Source organism: Microbacterium sulfonylureivorans (assembly GCF_003999995.1).
Classification (GTDB): Bacteria; Actinomycetota; Actinomycetes; order Actinomycetales; family Microbacteriaceae; genus Microbacterium; species Microbacterium sulfonylureivorans.
This window is the reverse complement of sequence record NZ_RJAD01000001.1, coordinates 650784-667043: the sequence shown is the minus strand read 5'-3', so window position 1 is coordinate 667043 and position 16260 is coordinate 650784. Positions and strand designations below refer to the sequence as shown.

The window sequence follows — 16260 nt, the reverse complement described above, 5'->3', positions numbered from 1 at the left end:
ATGGCCGATGAAGCACCCCGGCAGTTCGAGATCGACCTGCCCCCCGAGCACATCGGCGGCAATTACGCCGACTTCGCCAATGTGTGGCACACGCCCACGGTGTTCGTCATGGACTTCCTCACCCTCGCCCAGCCGCCGCGCGAGCAGGTCGACCCCGAGACGGGGGAGCACCACACGGTCGTTCCCGCCCGCGTCGTGAGCCGGATCCGCATCCCTCCCGAGCAGGTGTTCGAGCTCGCCAAGGCGCTCACCCAGCAGCTGGAGTTCTGGGAGCAGGAGACCGGTCGCCGCAACCCTCAGGGCCCGCTTCTCGACACCTGATTCAGGAGGGCTAGACGCCTCATCCGAGCCTGTCAACCCCGTACTCGGGGTCGGACCGCGCACGTAGCCTGGCAGAGCGTCTTTGGCGCGGGTGCGGCATTCGTTCGGCGAGGGGCGGATGCCGCACCGTCCTGTCGTGCCGGTATCATCTCTCGCGCCTCTCCCTCTCTCAGGGGGAAGGGGGTGCGAGATGACTGCGATCACGCACGACAGCATCGTCACCGAGTTGAGCCGGACGGATGCCGAGCCCGCGCTGCGCCGCCGCGGCATCGTCTTCTGGATCACGCGGTACCTGCCCGCCGAGATCGTCGGGACCGCCGCGATGGTGATGGCGGGCCTCGGCGTCACGCTGTGGAGCGACAACGCGGCGATCATCGCCCTGGCGGCGCTCCTCGGTGAGGTCGTCGGCTTCTATGCCGTGCTGGCCGCCACGATCTACCTCGAGCAGGCACCGATCACACGGTCGCGCCGCGCCGCCGTCGGACGCACCGGCATGCTCCTCGTCGCCGAGTTCGGCGTGGCCGAACTGCTCGACACCCTCCTCCTCCGGCCCGCCCTGCTGATGGCGGGAATATGGCTGTTCGCCGACCCGATGTGGGGGCTGCTCGTCGGCAAGGTCGTCGCCGACGTGATCTTCTACGCCATCGCCGCCGGCGCCTTCACGATCACATCGAAGGCCGGTCTGCGCGACGGCGGTGCGGCATCGGAGAGTACGGCACCGGAGAGTGCGCCGTGAGCCAGGCGACGCGCGCGGACCGGCGGGCGATGCGCACCCTGATCGAGCGGCGGCGAGCCGAGGCATCCGCCCTGCTCGCCACCGATGCCGGACGCGCCGCCGTCGCGGTGCACGGCACCCCGCTGCTGCTGCTCGACCCCGATCGGGTGCGGCGCCAATACCGGCGGCTGTGCGACGCGCTGCCGTTCGTGAGGTTCCACTACGCGGTGAAGGCGCTCGCGCATGACGCCGTCATCGGCGCGCTCGACGACGCCGGGAGCGGATTCGACGTCGCCACCGCGGACGAGCTCTCGCTGCTCCAGCGCCGCGGGATCGACGCATCCCGCATCATCCACACGCATCCGGTCAAGAAGCCGTCCGAGATTTCGGAGGCCATCGCGGCGGGCGTGCGCACGTTCGTCATCGACAACGAGGCGGAGCTGGGCAAGTTCGCGGATGCCCCGCCTGACGTGCGCCTGCTGGTCCGGCTGGCCTACCGCAGCCCGCACGCGAAGAGCGATCTGTCGAGCAAGTTCGGCGTGGGCCCGTTCGAGGCGGCGAACCTCGTCGCGCGGGCGCGTCTGACCGGTTCACGCATCGCCGGATTCAGCTTCCACGTCGGCAGTCAGCTCGACGATCCCGGTCGCTTCGCGCACGCGGTCGGCGACACGCTCGCGCTCATGGACGACCTGGAGCGACGGTTCGGCGTGAGCTTCGACACGCTCGACATCGGCGGCGGCTTCCCTGTCGCGTACGACGCTCCGACCAGCTCCCTCGAGGACGTCGCGGAGCGCCTGCGACCGATCCTCGAGCCCCACGCGGCACGCCTCGACATCATCGCCGAGCCCGGCCGCGTGCTCGTGGCCGAGGCGATGACGCTCGTCACGAGCGTGGTGGGTGTCGCGGAGCGCGACGACGGCCGCTGGTACTACATCGACGACGGGGTGTACGGCTCATACTCGAACGTCGTCGCGGAGGACGTGCATCCGCTCGTGTTCGCCGAGCGGGAGCTGCTCGGCGGCACGCCGGACGAGGCGTCGCATCGCTGGGCGACGCTCGGCGGGCCGACCTGCGACTCGTCCGACGTGGTCGCGCGGGAGCTGCTGCTGCCCGAGCTCGCCGTCGGCGACCTGCTCGTGAGCCCGACGATGGGCGCCTACACCGCAGTGACGGCGACACGGTTCAACGGTCGCGCGCTCACGCCCATCGCGGTGATGGGGCGCGGCCTCACGACCGGTGAGGTGACGGCGATCGGGGCGTCCGATCCCCGCGCCGCCAGCATCGTCTGACCGGCGTCAGACCGTCCCGTACAGGCGGTCGCCGGCGTCGCCGAGCCCGGGGACGATGTACCCCTTCTCGTTCAGCCGTTCGTCCATCGCGCCGAGCACCAGCGTGACGTCTCGGCCGGCGACCTGCTTGTCGATCGCGGCGACGCCCTCGGGTGCGCCGAGCAGGCAGATCGCGGTGACGTCCTGTGCCCCGCGGGCGAACAGGAACTCGATCGCTGCGCCGAGGGATCCGCCCGTCGCGAGCATCGGGTCGAGCACGAAGCACTGACGATCGCTCAGGTCGTCGGGCAGACGCTCGGCGTAGGTGGAGGGCTCGAGGGTCTCCTCGTTGCGGACCATGCCCAGGAAGCCGACCTCGGCGGTCGGGATGAGCTTCACCATGCCTTCGAGCATGCCGAGTCCGGCGCGCAGGATCGGCACCACGAGGGGGCGGGGCTCGCTGATCTTGACGCCGGTCGTCGTGGTGACGGGGGTCTGGATCTCGATCGGCGACACCCGCACGTTGCGGGTCGCCTCGTAGGCGAGAAGGGTCACGAGCTCTTCGGTGAGCTGCCGGAAGACCGGCGACGGGGTGCGCTGGTCGCGCAGCACCGTGAGCTTGTGGGTGATGAGGGGGTGGTCGGCGACGTGCAGGCGCATACGCCCAGGGTAGTGCGTGACACGCCCCGCCCCGGAGGGGAGTTCGGGTGACGCCTCGCCGTCGTACGCTCGTGCTGTGACCTTCGAGCCCGCCGACCTCGCCGCGATGGACCTCGCGCTCGCGCTGGCGGACGCGGCGGGCGCCGCAGGCGACGTTCCCGTCGGTGCGGTGGTGACGGATGCCTCGGGCCAGGTGATCGGGCGCGGCCGCAACCTCCGCGAGGTCACCCACGACCCGACGGGGCACGCCGAAGTGGTGGCGCTCCGGGAGGCCGCGGCATCCCTCGCCTCCTGGAACCTCGACGGCTGCACGCTCGTGGTCACCCTCGAGCCCTGCATCATGTGCGCGGGGGCGATGCTGCAGGCGCGAGTCTCGCGGCTCGTGTTCGGCGCCTGGGACGAGAAGGCGGGCGCCGCCGGGTCGATGTACGACGTCGTGCGCGACCGACGCCTGCCGTATCGGGCCGAGGTGGTCGCGGGGGTGCGGGAGGCCGAGGCATCCGCTCTTCTCCGCGCCTTCTTCGACGCCCGGCGCTGAACGGGAAACCGCGCTCGACCGGGGGTTCACGCGCGCGCATTCCGGGGGTCTGCCCCCTGCCGGCGTGTGTGCGCCCGCCCCTACCGTGACAGGCGTGACCCGCCTCATCGAACCCGTTCGCACCGCCCCGGTCGCCACGCGCTCCGGCCGTCTCGCCGGCCGCATCGGCTGGACCTTCGTCCTGCTCGCCGCACTGGCCGTCGTCGCCTACTCGGCGGTGCCGTACTTCACCGCGTCGCTCCACGACCTCGCCGGCGAGGAGGTCGGGCTCGCCCCCACGTACGCCGAGACCTCCGTCTTCGTGCAGGGAGCGCTCTACGTCCACATCGCCGGCAGCGCGACCGCCCTCGTCCTGGGCGCTCTGCAGTTCTGGCGCGGCCTGCGCACCCGGGCACCGCGCGTGCATCGCTGGATCGGGCGGATCTACCTGACGGGTGTCGCCGTGGGAGGCGTCGGCGGGCTGATCATCGCCCCGTCGAGCCCTGCAGGGTACGTCGGCTTCTTCGGCTTCGGTGCCCTGGGCGTCCTGTGGCTCGCCAGCGGCTGGCGCGCCTACCGTGCGATCCGCCGACGGGACGTGCCGAGCCATCAGGCGTGGATGATCCGCAACTACGCCCTGACCTATGCGGGTGTGACGCTTCGGGTATGGCTGCCGCTGCTGCTGCTCGCCCCGCTTCTCCTCGGGCAGCCGTGGGAGTTCGACTCCGCCTTCGCGAACGCGTACGCCGCTGTGCCGTTCCTGTGCTGGCTGCCGAACCTCGTGGTCGCCGAGTGGCTCATCCGCCGTCGCGGACTGCCCTCGTACCGGCTGCCGGTCACGCGCGGCTGAAGTCAGCGGGGGAGGTGAGGCAGCACGTCCTCGCCGAGGAAGCCGACCTGGCCGAGATCGCGCAGATCCATGAGCTGCAGATAGACGCGGTCGGCACCCAGCGCGGCCAGCCGCTCGACCTTGGCGATGATCTCGTCGCGACCGCCGACGATGTTCGTGTCGCCGCGCAGCTCGTCGACGGTGCGGCCGATGTTGGACGCGCGGTGGTCGAGCTCGGCCGGGGATGCCGCGGCCAGGGTCGGCAGCGCGACCGAGAGCCTGAGCGACTCCGGGTCGCGGCCGACGCGCTCGCAGGCGGCACGGACTCCGGCGAACTTCTCGGCGATCTCGTGCTCGGGCCGGAAGCCGATGTTGAACTCGGTCGCGAACCGTGCGGCGAGTTCGGGCGTCCGCCGCGGCCCGGCGCCGCCGACGATCACCGGCACCCGCTCCTGGACGGGCCTGGGCAGTGCCGGGGCATCCGTGAGCTCGTAGTGCCTGCCCGAGAAGCTGTAGGTCTCGTCGGCCGGTGTGCCCCACAGGCCGGTGATGAGCTCGAGCTGCTCCTCGAGGAGGTCGAACCGCTTCGCGGGGAAGGGGATGCCGTAGGCCCGGTGCTCGCGCTCGAACCACCCCGTGCCGAGGCCGAGCTCGGCGCGTCCGCCCGACATCGCGTCGACCTGGGCGACCTGGATCGCGAGGATGCCCGGCAGCCGGTACGTCACCGACGACACGAGCGTCCCGAGGCGGATGCGCGAGGTCTCCCGTGCGAGGCCGGCGAGCGTCGTCCAGGCGTCCGTCGGACCGGGGTGGGGGTCGCCGTCGCCCATGTGGAGGTAGTGGTCGGAGCGGAAGTACCCGTCGAAGCCGTGGCGCTCGCCGGCCTGCGCGAACGCGAGCTGGTCGTCGTAGCTCGCGCCCTGCTGGGGCTCGGTGAAGAGGCAGTACTCCACAGGTCAGTCCATGGACCGGATGACGAAGTCCTCGGTCGGAGGAGTCGGATCGTCACCCGGGCGGTAGATGTCGGGCTCGAGGTAGATCACACGCGCCGTGGGCACCGCCTCGCGGACGCGCTTCTCGATGCGGTCGATGTCGGAGGCGACGGACGCGAGCGGCTTGTCGGAGTGGAAGCCGAGCTTGGCCGCCACCATCAGCTCGTCCGGGCCGAGGTAGAGGGTCTTGATGTGGATGAGCTTCTCGATCTCGGGGCCGTCGGTGATGGCGCTCACGATGCGGTCGTGGTCGGCCACCGTCGCCCCCTCGCCGACGAGGAGGCTCTTGGTCTCGATGCCGAGGGTGATCGCGATGATGATCAGCAGCGTGCCGATCATGAGGGTCCCGAGAGCGTCGAACAGCGGGTTGCCCGTGATCCAGGTCATGCCGACCCCGAACAGCGCGAACACGAGGCCGATGAGCGCGCCCACGTCTTCGAGCAGCACGACGGGCAGCTCGGGCGCCTTCGCATGGCGCACGAACGAGACCCACGACTGTCCCTTGGCGCGGATGTGGTTGCTCTCGTGGATCGCGGTGCGCAGCGAGAAGGACTCGAGGACGATGGCGATGACGAGCACCGCGATGGGCACCCAGTAGTTCGTCAGCTCGTGCGGGTGCGTGATCTTCTCGATGCCCTCGTAGATCGAGAACAGGCCGCCGACCGAGAAGAGGATGATCGAGACGACGAAGGCGTAGACGTACCGCTCCCGTCCGTAGCCGAACGGGTGGTCGCGGTCCGCGGCGCGCTTGGCGCGGCGACCGCCGAGGAGGAGGAGCAGCTGGTTGCCCGAGTCGGCGACGGAGTGGATGGCCTCCGCGAGCATCGACGCGGACCCCGAGATGAGCCAGGCGACGAACTTGGCGAGGGCGATGCCCATGTTCGCCAGGAACGCCGCGATGATCGCCTTGCCGCCACCGGAAGCACTCATGCGACGAGTCTACGGATGCAGCGTCCTCCGTTCGGCGCGGGTCCGGGAGGTCAGTCGGCCGAGCGGATGATGATCGCCTCGGTGGGCGGGGCGGGATGCGCCGACGGGCCGACGTAGCCGATCACGGTCAGCAGCGCGTGGCGGAACTCGGCCGGACGCTCGAGGTGCGCGGTGTGACCGACCCCCTCGAGGGCGAGCTCGGTGACGACGCCGCCGCCGGCGGAGTAGGCGGCGAGCACATCGCGCATCTGCGACACCATCGGCTGCGGCGGGGCGACCTCGTCGCCCGGCCACTCCGGGATGATTCCGAGCTTGCCGAGGTTGTTGAATTCGTAGAGCGAGGAGTCCGAGACGATCGGGTCCAGCGTGCCGTGCACCCACAGCACCGGCGGCTTCTCGCCGAGGTCGACGATGCCCGACACGTCGTAGTACTGCGGTGCCATCGAGTTGAGAACCCCGATCCTGCCCGGGGCGAAGCCCGGCCAGTTCTCGCTCCGGGCACTGTCGCCCGGGTAGTTGCCGGTCGCCGTCGACGTCGTGAGCATCGATGCGACCCACACGTCCTCGTTCTCGCTCGTGTACCCGTCGGCGACGTAGCTCGAGCGGAAGACGTTCCGCGGCGACGTGGGTGCCTCGTCCGATTCGTCGTGGTCGATGAGGCGCTGCACGAAGTCGGGATTGGTGCTGCCCCCACCGCAGCCCGCGTCGTCGTCGGTGAGGCGTGTGCCGTCGCGTCGCGTGGGACCGACGCCGTAGGGCGAGACGGGGGACTCCAGCGTCAGACTGAGCACAGGGTGGTCGAGGGCGTACTGCATGACCACGCCGCCGCCCATCGACCACCCGACGAGGTGGGCGCGGCGGATATCGAGCGCTTCGAGCGTCGCATGCACGTCGTCACTGAAGTCGCGCACTCCTCGGGTCGCGTCGATCGGCGCGTGCTCCGTCCCGCCGAACCCCCGCAGGTCGATGGCGATCACCCGGAGATCGGTGGGCAGGTCCTGCATCAGCTCCTGCCAGAACAGGGACGACGAGACGTTCCCGTGGATCAGGACGACCGTGCGATCCGGGGGCGTGCTGGGCTCGTCGCCCGCGCGCTCGAGAATGTTGACGTTCAGTCGCGCAGTCTCGATGACGCGCTCCGTGATGCCGTCGAAGAGGGTCATGGTCGGGTCCTCCGCTGTCCGCGCCGGAGACGTCCTCGCCCCCGCAGTCTCGACTATAGCCCCGCATTCCAACGACGTGAACAGGCTTTCATGTCAGCCCTCCGCCGCTCAGGACTCCGCGGCCTCGTCCGCCGTCTGTCCGGTGTAGAAGAGGTAGGTGCGGGTGGCGGCGCTCGCCGCGGCATCCGGATCCGCCCCGTCGGCGATCTGCGCGGCGGCCCAGCCGTCTGCGGCCGCCCGCGCGAACCGCTTTCCCTCGTCGCCCACCATCCACGCCTCGGCCTCCTCGGGCGCGATGCGCTCGCCGCCGGTCAGGTGCAGCGCGAGGCCCAGCAGACCCTGGTCCCAGCCGACACCCGTGGCCCCGGGCCCGTACGTCTCCCAGAAGCCCGGCGGCAGGCCGGCGATCTTCGCGATGTGGGTCAGCTCGAGCCGGGTCGACTCGTCGTCGATCCGAGTGAGCCCGATCTCGAGCCACGAGACCCCGCCGCCGTACTCCCACGTCACGCGGTACCCGGCGCGGCCGTCGTGCGGGGGAGTGCAGACCAGCACCTCTCCGCCGGCGTTGCCGACGACCTGGTACCGACCCCCGAGGCGGAGTTCGCCGTCGACCGGGGCGAACCACCGCACGATCCGCTCTGCCGAGGTGACGGCATCCCATACGTCGTCGATCGGCGACGGGTAGTCCTGGGCCAGCGTCTGCACGCGTGCCTCGTCGCCGTCTATCTCGGTCGTGCGCACGGCGCGGTCGACCGCGCCGATCTGCGCGTTCACGTCCACCATGTCAGTTCTCCTTGTCGGTGTCGTCGGACGGGCCTTCGGGTTCGGGGGAGGACTCCGCCGGGGCGAGTCGCCGTGCCCGGCGTCCGCGCGCGAGCTCGGTGCCCAAGGCGTCGAGCTTCGGCTGCCACATCCGCCGAAAGGGATCGAACCAGCCGTCCGCTGCCTCGAGGGGCGCCGGGTCGACCGCGTACAGCCGTCGGGTGCCCTCCGGTCGGACGGTCGCGAAGCCCGACTCCCGCAGCACCCGCAGATGCTGCGAGACCGCGGGCTGGGAGATCCCGAACTCGCGCTGCACGGTCTCGCCGAGGTCGCCCGCGCTGCGCTCGCCGTCGGCGAGGAGTTCGAGCAGGCGCCGGCGGACCGGATCGCCGAGGACATCGAGGGCGTGCACGGATCAATGATTGCATTGCGGCTTATATAAGTCAACGATGATTAATAGCGGGTGCCGCGCCCCCGCGCTCATAGGATGGCGCCATGACCGACAGCTCCGCCCTTCCCCCGATCGCGATCCTCGGTGCCGGCTCGATGGGCGGTGCGATCCTGCACGGCCTGGTGGGCTCCGGCCTCGCGGCCGGAGGGGTTACCGCGACCAACCGCTCGGCCGCCAAGGCCGCAGAGTTCGCCGGCCTCGCGGGCGTGACGAGCATCGCGCTCGAGTCGAACCCGAAGGGCAACACGGATGCCGCGGCCGCCGCCGACATCGTCCTCATCGGCGTCAAGCCGGTCATGGTCCCCGACCTCCTGCGCGAGATCGCTCCGGTGCTTCGGCCGGGGACGATCGTGGTGAGCCTGGCGGCCGGCGTGACCGTCGCCACCTTCGAATCGATCCTCGGCGACGATGTCGCGGTGCTCCGCTCCATGCCGAACACGCCGTCGCTGGTCGGCAGGGGAGTGACCGGCCTCGCCGCCGGCACCCACGCCGACGAGGTCGCGGTGGCCGTCGTCCGGCGCCTGTTCGAGACCGTCGGCACGGTCGTCGAGGTGCCCGAGTCGCAGATCGACCCGCTGTCGACGATCTCGGGATCGGGGCCGGCCTACTTCTTCCTCGTCGTCGAGGAGTTCACCAGGGCTGCGATCGGCCAGGGGTTCTCCGAGGCCGATGCCCGGCTGATGGCCGAGCAGACCTTCATCGGCGCTGCGGCGCTGCTGGAGGCATCCGACGACGACCCGGCCGAGCTCCGCCGACGCGTCACCAGCCCCAAGGGCACGACCGAGCGGGCCGTCGCCGTGCTGCAGGAGGCACGGCTCGACGACGTGTTCGCGCGCGCGACCGACGCGGCGCTCGCCCGCGCGAAGGAGCTCGCGGCGGGCGGTTAGCGGTCGAGGGCGGCGAAGCGCTCGATGTCGGAGTTCGTGCCCGACACGATGATGAGGTCGTGGTTGGTGACGACGGTGTTCGCCTCGGCGTAGCGGAAAGGCTTGCCGGGGCTCTTCACGCCGACGACGGTCACGTTGTACTTGGTCCGCACGCCGGACTCGTTCAGGCCCACCCCGCGGATGAACTTCGGCGGGTACATCTTCGCGAGCACGAAGTCGTCGTCGAAGCGGATGAAGTCGAGCATGCGTCCGCTCACCAGGTGCGCGACGCGCTCGCCGGCCTCGCGCTCGGGGTAGATCACGTGGTTGGCCCCCACGCGCGCCAGGATCTTGCCGTGCGACTGCGACACCGCCTTCGCCCAGATCTGCGGGACCTTGAGGTCGACCAGGTTCGCGGTGATGAGGACGGATGCCTCGATCGACGAGCCGACCGCGACGACCGCCACCTGGAAGTCCTGGGCGCCGATCTGCTTCAGGGCATCGATGTTCTTGGCGTCTGCCTGGACCGTGTGGGTGACGCGCTCCGACCACTTCTGGACGAGCTCGAGGCTCTCGTCGATCGCGAGCACCTCGCGATCGAGCCTGTCCAGCTCGCCGGCGCACGCTGCGCCGAAGCGCCCGAGGCCGATCACCAGGACGGGTGCGTCGCTCCTGATCCGCTCAACCAACGATCGGCCTTTCCACCGGCAGCGAGTACAGCTGCGATCGGTTCGTCGCGGCCACCGCCGCGGCGAGAGTCACTGTACCAATGCGGCCCATGAAGATCGTCAGGGCCATCACGTAGACGCCCGGGTCGCTGAGCTCCGCCGTGAGACCTGTCGACAGGCCGACGGTCGCGAACCCCGAGATGACGTCGAACAGGACGTCCGAGACAGGCGCCTGGCTGATCTGGGCGATCGTGATCGTCGAGAGGGCGACGATCGTCGCGCCCCACGCGACGACCGATAGGGCGACGCGCTGCACGTCGCTCGGGATGCGCCGGCCGAAGGCCTCGACGGACTGGCGGCCCTTCGCCTCCGACCACACGGCGAGCGCGAGCACGGCGAGCGTCGTGACCTTGATACCGCCCGCCGTCGAGGCGGAGCCGCCGCCGACGAACATGAGCATGCAGCCCACGATGATCGACGAGCCGTACAGATCGCCGATGTCGACGACGGCGAAACCGCCCGATCTCGTCATCGCGGACAGGAAGAATGCCTGGAATGTGGTGTCCCATGCGTCCATCGAGCCGAAGGTCTTCGGATTGTTGAACTCGAGCGCGAGGAAGGCGGCTGCCCCCGCGAAGAACAGCAGCACGGTGGTGATGATCGTGAGCTTGGTGTGGAGCCCCCATTTGCGGACGTGCCAGTAGTGGCGCCACAGGGAGTAGATGACGGGGAACCCGATGCTGCCGAGGAAGACGCCCGCCATGAGCACGGTCAGCAGGAAGTAGTCGTCTGCGAACGGCACCAGCCCGCCGGGGTTGGGGGTGAAGCCGGTGTTCGTGAACGACATCGCCGCGTAGAACGGCGCCTCCCAGAGGGCATCGAGAGGAGGGACGCCCGCGAAGATCAGGGAGGGGTAGAGCGCGAGCGCGACGAGCGCCTCGATGAGCAGGGTCGACAGAGCGACGGTGCGCAGCAGCGTGCCCACCTCGCCCAGGCGGACCGTCTGCCCCTCGTTGACGGGGCCGCCATGGGTCCGCAGCGGATTCGAGTCGCTCGCGGCGATCAGCTTGGCGCGCAGCCCGAGACGCTTCGAGATGATCAGGCCGAGGATCGAGGCGAGCGTGAGCACGCCCATACCGCCGATGTTCACGCCGATGAAGATGAGGGCCTTGCCGAAGGGGGAGAGCACCGTGGCGATGTCGATCGTGCTGAGGCCGGTCACGCAGATCGTCGACACCGCGGTGAACACGGCGTCGGCCAGCGGAAGCCGGCGCCCGTCCGTGGTCGCTGCGGGCAGGGACAGCAGTGCCGTGAACAGCAGCACGAGGGACGCGAAGACGAGCACTGCGAAGCGAGCGGGCGATGACGTCGTGAGATTCCGCAGGCGATCCCAAGCGGCCTTCAGCACCGACGGCACGCGGCGCACGATCGACCCAGCCGGGTCAGTCGCCATGTCGCCCCTTTCGCCACGAGACTCCCGTCATGGTACTCCGCGGGGCTCTTGACTAATCTGAGCACATGGCGGACATCTTCGACGTGATCGCGGACGGCACGCGTCGCGACATCCTGCGACTCCTGCTCGATCGCGCCGCCTCGGGGGAGCGCGGCACCAGCGTCTCCTACATCGTGCACGAGCTCGGCGCGAGCCAGCCGACGGTGTCGAAGCACCTCAAGGTGCTGCGCGAGGCACACCTGGTCTCGGTGCGCGAGGAGGGCCAGCACCGCTACTACAGCCTGTCGGCCGAGCCGCTCGACGAAGTGGATGACTGGCTCGTGCCGTTCCTCGGCGACGAGGACGCGCCCCAGTACGCGGGGTCTACCCTGCCCGACTCCGCCGCACACGCGGCCGACGTCGTGGGCAGGGCCGCGGCATCCGCGAAGTACGCGATCGAGAACGCCCTCAAGAAGCTCCCCGGCCGCTGACCCCGCAGCGCAAGCGGTCAGCGGCGCCCCGCCTTGCGGCGGAACAGCCATGCGCCCCACGCGAACGAGACCACCAGGATCGCGAGGCACCATCCGATTCCCCACCACGCCTGCCCGTCCATCGGCGTACCCATCAGGAGTCCGCGGATCGTCTCGATGATCGGAGTGACCGGCTGGTTCTCGGCCACCCACTGCAGCCACTCGGGCATCGAGTCCACCGGCACGAAGGCGCTCGACAGGTATGGCAGGAACAGGATGACGAATCCGTATGCGTTGGCGCCCTCAGGGCTCTTCGACGCGAGGCCCAGCGCCGCGAAGAGGTAGGTGATCGCGAGGATCCACAGCGCGATCATTCCGAGCGCCGCGAGCCAGCCGGCCGGATCGGCGGTCGGCCGGAACCCCACCAGCAGCGCGACGCACACCACGAGCCCGGTGGCGACGAGGTTGCGCAGCAGGCTCGCCACGACGTGCCCGGTCAGCACGGCGCTGGCGCGGACGGGCAGCGTGCGGAAGCGGTCGATGATGCCCGCCTTCATGTCGCTCGCGACATACACCGCGGTGCTGGAGGCGCCGAAGCCGGCGCACAGCAGGATGATCCCGGGCACCACGTAGTCGACGTAGCCGCCCGTCGGGTCGATGGCGCCGCCGAACACATAGGTGAACAGCAGCATGAGCATCACGGGCAGCATGATCGCCATCAGCAGCGACTCGCCGTCGCGAAGCGAGTGGCGCAGGCTGCGGCCGACGAACACGCTCTCGGCGGTGAGCCCCGAGATGCGCGGGCGCAGCGTCGGCGCCTCCGGGGCGAGGGTCAGGGCGGTCATGCGATCTCCTTCAGGGATGCCTCGGCGCGGCGCGCGTCGGGTGAGGTGAGGGCGAGGAACACGTCGTCGAGGCTCGGGCGCCGCAGGCTCACGACGCCTTCCGCGCCGGACTCGTCGAGCACGTCGAGGGCGCGGCGGAGGTCTGAGACCGTGCCGTCGGTGGGCACCTCGCGGAGGAGCTCGCCGTGCGCGTCGTGCAGCTCGACGGTGTCGCCGCCGACGCGGGACTTGAGCTGGGCCGCGCTACCGGTCGCGACGACCCTGCCGCCGTCGAGCACGGCGATGCGATCGGCGAGCTGGTCCGCCTCCTCGAGGTACTGCGTCGTGAGGAAGACGGTGGTGCCGGCGTCGGCGAGGGAGCGGATCACGTCCCACAGCTCCCGCCTGCTGCGTGTGTCGAGGCCGGTCGTGGGCTCGTCGAGGAAGAGCACCTCGGGGGTCACGACGAAGCTCAGGGCGAGGTCGAGGCGGCGGCGCATGCCGCCGGAGTATGCCCCGACGCGCCGGGACGCGGCATCCGTCAGGCCGAACCGCTCGAGGAGCTCGCCGGCACGCCGCCGCGCGGCGCGAGGGGAGAGGCCCGACAGGCGTCCGAGCATCACGACGTTCTCCGTGCCGGTCAGCACATCGTCGACAGCGGCGGACTGGCCGGTGAGGCTGATGCGCTGCTTGACCCGCTCGGGGAACGCCATGACGTCGATGCCCGAGACCGTCGCGGTTCCCGACTCGGGGCGCGTGAGCGTGGTCAGCACGTTGATCGTCGTCGTCTTGCCCGCGCCGTTGGGCCCGAGGAGGGCGAAGACCTCGCCGCGTCGGACGACGAGGTCGAGGTCGTCGAGCACGACCTGCTTTCCGAACGTCTTGCGGAGACCGCGGACGTCGATCGCGGGCGGTGCGGTGTCGTGTGCCATGAGGCATCCCTTCTCTGTGTACGAGTGACACGGATGTGTATGGAGGTATCGCGTGTGTACGGAGGAAACTGTTTATGACAGTAACACACTGTTTATTTGATAAACAGTCCTAGACTGACGACATGACGGATGCCACGGACATCGATCTGCCGCGGGGGGTCGCCCTCGCGTGGGGAGTCGCCGCGAACCCCCAGCGGGGCCCGAAGCGCGAGATGAGCGTCGAGCGCATCGTCGACGCGGCCGTCGAGATCGCCGATGCCGACGGACTGGGCGCGGTCTCGATGGCCGCAGTAGCCGCGCGCCTCGGCTACACGCCGATGTCGCTCTACCGCTACGTCACGGCCAAGGAGGATCTCCTCCTGCTGATGCAGGAGGAGGCGACCGGGCTCCCGTCCGACGAGATCCGGCAGGCCGAAGGCTGGCGAGCGTCGCTGCAGGCGCTCTACCGCGAGCAGGTCCAGCGGTACCTCGAGCATCCGTGGGTCCTCGACGTGCCGATCAGCGGGTCGCCGACGACGCCGAACAGCGCGGCGTGGATGGACGCCGGCCTCCACGCGCTCGCCGGCACCCCGCTCTCGCATCAGGACCGCCTCGCAGTGATGCTCCTGGTGACCGGCCACGCGCGGTGGACCGGGATGGTCCTCGCCGGCTACGCCCGCATGCAGCGCGAGGGCGGTCTCGCGGACCACGACATCGCCGCACGCGAGGATGCGATGTTCCGCGCCCTCATCACGGAGGACGGCTACCCCGACCTGCGGGCGGCCATCGACGCGGGGGTCTTCCTCGACGAGTCCGATCCGTTCAGCTTCAACCTCGCCCGCAGCCTCGACGGCGTGGCCGCGTACATCGACGCCGTGCCCGAGGGGCGTGCGGTCGAGCGCGAGCCGTGGCTCCGCGCCGACGACGAGGACATCGCCGACGACAAGAAGTTCCGTGAGGCTCGGAAGGCCGTGCGCGAGGCGGAGAAGGGTCTGCGCGACGCCAAGAAGATCGAGCGCCAGGTTGCGCGCGATGCCCGCGAGCGGCGGGCCCGACTGCGCGGCGGGGCATGATCGACGACTGCCCCAGAATTCTCATCAGTCACACAGGTTTACACGCGTCCCTCGCGACCTCTAGAGTGTCCTCAGCACTCTGGGGAAAGGGGAATGACATGGCGGAACTGCCCGACGTGCGATTCCTGACGGTCGCGGAAGTCGCCGAGCTGATGCGCGTCTCGAAGATGACCGTCTATCGGCTCGTCCACTCCGGCGAGCTGCCCGCGGTGCGCTTCGGTCGCAGCTATCGCGTTCCCGAATCGGCGGTGACCGCCGCCTTGCAACGGCCCATCGCCGACGTCGGCTAGACTGTCACGAGGCATTTTTCGCATCTGCCCGTTCCCGGGCGCGCACGAGCTGCGCCCAGACCCCGACATTGTGAGGTTTTCCGTGGGTTCAGTCATCAAGAAGCGCCGTAAGCGCATGGCGAAGAAGAAGCACCGCAAGCTGCTTCGCAAGACTCGCCACCAGCGCCGCAACAAGAAGTAAGCGGCATCGACACCAAGCGCCTGTCCTCGGATGGGCGCTTCGTGTATCCCCCCGAGCATCCGCCATCCCGAGAGGCCGCCATGCAGTCGATCACCGTCCACCAGCTCCGCGACAGCGCCGACACCCCCGTGATCGACGTGCGCGAGACGTGGGAGTTCGAGGGCGGCCGGGTTCCCGGCGCGGTGAACCTGCCCATGTCGACCATCGGCGAGCACCTCGACGAGCTGCCCGACGGCGCCTTCGCGGTCATCTGCAAGGTCGGCGGCCGGTCGGGCCGCGTCGTCGAGGCCCTGGCCGCGCGTGGCTACGACGCCACCAACGTCGACGGCGGCACCGACGAGTGGATCGCGGCGGGGTATCCGGTCGAGCGCTGAGCGCCGAGCCGAGGCATCCGCTCGCTCCTAGACTCGAAGGGTGACGACTCTCACCCTCATCGGCAAGCCGGACTGCCACCTGTGCGACGTCGCGCGCGAGGTCGTCGAGACCGTGGTGGCGGAACTCCCGGAGGATGCCGTCGAGATCGATGAGCTGTCGATCGCCGACGACCCGGCGCTCTACGCCCTGTGGTGGGAGAAGATCCCGGTCGTGCTCATCGACGGCTCGCTGCACGGCCATTGGCGCGTGTCTCCGGATCGCCTGCGCGCCGCGCTCACCGAGGCGATCCCGGCGGGTTGACGCTCGACGACAGAGGGGCCCGCGTCGCCGCGGACCCCTCGCACCGATCGAACGCCGTGCGCTACTCGCGCTCGACCACCTCCGCGCCGGGAGCGTTGGTCTTGACCGACTCGATCCCGTTCTTCGCCGCGGACTTCGACGAGTACCCCTCACTCGAGGCGATGACCTGGCCGTTGGAGGCCAGAAGGTTGAAGCGCCACTGCCCGCCCTTGTCTTCGAACAGCTCGAACTTTCCCGCCACCGGGAACCCCCTTCGATTCTG

General features: G+C 69.9%; 23 protein-coding genes. 12 read left to right on the top strand and 11 right to left on the bottom strand.

Annotated elements, in window-relative coordinates; translation table 11 throughout:
• The 3 genes from EER34_RS03040 (at position 1) to EER34_RS03030 (ending at position 2325) form a co-directional block, all read left to right on the top strand.
• A complete protein-coding gene (locus tag EER34_RS03040; RefSeq protein ID WP_127473087.1) occupies positions 1–321 on the top strand; it encodes a DUF3467 domain-containing protein in 321 nt (106 codons plus the stop codon).
• A gap of 190 nt (positions 322–511) precedes the next feature.
• Positions 512–1057: a hypothetical protein gene (locus EER34_RS03035; protein ID WP_127473086.1), complete on the top strand. Its 546-nt coding sequence runs from the start codon at positions 512–514 to the stop codon at positions 1055–1057.
• Complete coding sequence (locus tag EER34_RS03030; RefSeq protein ID WP_240642090.1) at positions 1054–2325, top strand: type III PLP-dependent enzyme; 1272 nt, start codon at positions 1054–1056, stop codon at positions 2323–2325. Before EER34_RS03035 ends, EER34_RS03030 begins: the two co-directional genes overlap by 4 nt.
• 6 nt (positions 2326–2331) lie before the next feature.
• Here the strand turns inward: EER34_RS03030 and upp are convergent, their stop codons facing one another.
• Complete coding sequence (upp, locus tag EER34_RS03025) at positions 2332–2964, bottom strand: uracil phosphoribosyltransferase (RefSeq protein WP_127473085.1); 633 nt, start codon at positions 2962–2964, stop codon at positions 2332–2334.
• A gap of 106 nt (positions 2965–3070) precedes the next feature.
• Here upp and EER34_RS03020 point away from each other — a divergent pair, with 106 nt between their 5' ends.
• Complete coding sequence (locus EER34_RS03020) at positions 3071–3502, top strand: nucleoside deaminase (RefSeq protein WP_127474256.1); 432 nt, start codon at positions 3071–3073, stop codon at positions 3500–3502.
• 94 nt (positions 3503–3596) lie between these two features.
• Positions 3597–4331, top strand: a complete 735-nt coding sequence (locus EER34_RS03015; protein WP_127473084.1) for a DUF2306 domain-containing protein — start codon at positions 3597–3599, stop codon at positions 4329–4331.
• 2 nt (positions 4332–4333) lie between these two features.
• On the opposite strand, the gene EER34_RS03010 is transcribed toward EER34_RS03015, so the two are convergent.
• From EER34_RS03010 to EER34_RS02990, 5 genes are all read right to left on the bottom strand, one after another.
• On the bottom strand, positions 4334–5263 hold the full coding sequence (locus tag EER34_RS03010) for an LLM class F420-dependent oxidoreductase (protein ID WP_127473083.1): 930 nt from the start codon (positions 5261–5263) through the stop codon (positions 4334–4336).
• A gap of 3 nt (positions 5264–5266) precedes the next feature.
• Positions 5267–6232, bottom strand: a complete 966-nt coding sequence (locus EER34_RS03005; RefSeq protein WP_127473082.1) for a cation diffusion facilitator family transporter — start codon at positions 6230–6232, stop codon at positions 5267–5269.
• A gap of 50 nt (positions 6233–6282) precedes the next feature.
• A complete protein-coding gene (locus tag EER34_RS03000) occupies positions 6283–7395 on the bottom strand; it encodes an alpha/beta hydrolase (protein WP_127473081.1) in 1113 nt (370 codons plus the stop codon).
• Positions 7396–7503: 108 nt separating this feature from the next.
• Positions 7504–8178: an SRPBCC family protein gene (locus EER34_RS02995; RefSeq protein WP_127473080.1), complete on the bottom strand. Its 675-nt coding sequence runs from the start codon at positions 8176–8178 to the stop codon at positions 7504–7506.
• 1 nt (position 8179) lies between these two features.
• Entirely contained in the window at positions 8180–8569 is a 390-nt protein-coding gene (locus EER34_RS02990) for an ArsR/SmtB family transcription factor (RefSeq protein ID WP_127473079.1), read from the bottom strand.
• A gap of 83 nt (positions 8570–8652) precedes the next feature.
• On the opposite strand from EER34_RS02990, the gene proC reads away from it, so the two are divergent.
• Positions 8653–9495: a pyrroline-5-carboxylate reductase gene (gene proC, locus EER34_RS02985; RefSeq protein ID WP_127473078.1), complete on the top strand. Its 843-nt coding sequence runs from the start codon at positions 8653–8655 to the stop codon at positions 9493–9495.
• Here proC and EER34_RS02980 read toward each other — a convergent pair.
• Positions 9492–10163: a potassium channel family protein gene (locus tag EER34_RS02980; RefSeq protein WP_127473077.1), complete on the bottom strand. Its 672-nt coding sequence runs from the start codon at positions 10161–10163 to the stop codon at positions 9492–9494. The genes proC and EER34_RS02980 overlap by 4 nt on opposite strands.
• Positions 10156–11595, bottom strand: a complete 1440-nt coding sequence (locus EER34_RS02975; protein ID WP_127473076.1) for a TrkH family potassium uptake protein — start codon at positions 11593–11595, stop codon at positions 10156–10158. Before EER34_RS02975 ends, EER34_RS02980 begins: the two co-directional genes overlap by 8 nt.
• A gap of 65 nt (positions 11596–11660) precedes the next feature.
• Here EER34_RS02975 and EER34_RS02970 point away from each other — a divergent pair, with 65 nt between their 5' ends.
• Positions 11661–12065, top strand: a complete 405-nt coding sequence (locus tag EER34_RS02970) for an ArsR/SmtB family transcription factor (RefSeq protein ID WP_127473075.1) — start codon at positions 11661–11663, stop codon at positions 12063–12065.
• 17 nt (positions 12066–12082) lie between these two features.
• Here EER34_RS02970 and EER34_RS02965 read toward each other — a convergent pair whose 3' ends face one another.
• Together EER34_RS02965 and EER34_RS02960 are read right to left on the bottom strand one after the other, a co-directional pair.
• A complete protein-coding gene (locus EER34_RS02965) occupies positions 12083–12889 on the bottom strand; it encodes an ABC transporter permease (protein WP_127473074.1) in 807 nt (268 codons plus the stop codon).
• A complete protein-coding gene (locus EER34_RS02960; protein ID WP_127473073.1) occupies positions 12886–13800 on the bottom strand; it encodes an ATP-binding cassette domain-containing protein in 915 nt (304 codons plus the stop codon). Before EER34_RS02960 ends, EER34_RS02965 begins: the two co-directional genes overlap by 4 nt.
• A gap of 122 nt (positions 13801–13922) precedes the next feature.
• Here EER34_RS02960 and EER34_RS02955 point away from each other — a divergent pair, with 122 nt between their 5' ends.
• The 5 genes from EER34_RS02955 (at position 13923) to EER34_RS02935 (ending at position 15998) form a co-directional block, all read left to right on the top strand.
• Positions 13923–14852, top strand: a complete 930-nt coding sequence (locus EER34_RS02955) for a TetR/AcrR family transcriptional regulator (protein ID WP_127473072.1) — start codon at positions 13923–13925, stop codon at positions 14850–14852.
• A 98-nt stretch (positions 14853–14950) separates the two neighbouring features.
• Positions 14951–15142 (top strand): helix-turn-helix domain-containing protein, encoded by a 192-nt coding sequence (locus EER34_RS02950; RefSeq protein WP_127473071.1) that lies wholly within the window; start codon positions 14951–14953, stop codon positions 15140–15142.
• Positions 15143–15224: 82 nt separating this feature from the next.
• Positions 15225–15323 carry a 30S ribosomal protein bS22 gene (locus EER34_RS02945; protein WP_003792170.1) on the top strand — a complete coding sequence of 33 codons (99 nt, stop codon included), beginning with the start codon at positions 15225–15227 and terminating at the stop codon, positions 15321–15323.
• 80 nt (positions 15324–15403) lie between these two features.
• Positions 15404–15697 carry a rhodanese-like domain-containing protein gene (locus EER34_RS02940; RefSeq protein WP_127473070.1) on the top strand — a complete coding sequence of 98 codons (294 nt, stop codon included), beginning with the start codon at positions 15404–15406 and terminating at the stop codon, positions 15695–15697.
• A 40-nt stretch (positions 15698–15737) separates the two neighbouring features.
• A complete protein-coding gene (locus EER34_RS02935) occupies positions 15738–15998 on the top strand; it encodes a glutaredoxin family protein (RefSeq protein ID WP_127473069.1) in 261 nt (86 codons plus the stop codon).
• Between the two features lie 61 nt (positions 15999–16059).
• On the opposite strand, the gene EER34_RS02930 is transcribed toward EER34_RS02935, so the two are convergent.
• Positions 16060–16239 carry a YegP family protein gene (locus tag EER34_RS02930; protein WP_127473068.1) on the bottom strand — a complete coding sequence of 60 codons (180 nt, stop codon included), beginning with the start codon at positions 16237–16239 and terminating at the stop codon, positions 16060–16062.
• Positions 16240–16260: the final 21 nt, after the last annotated feature.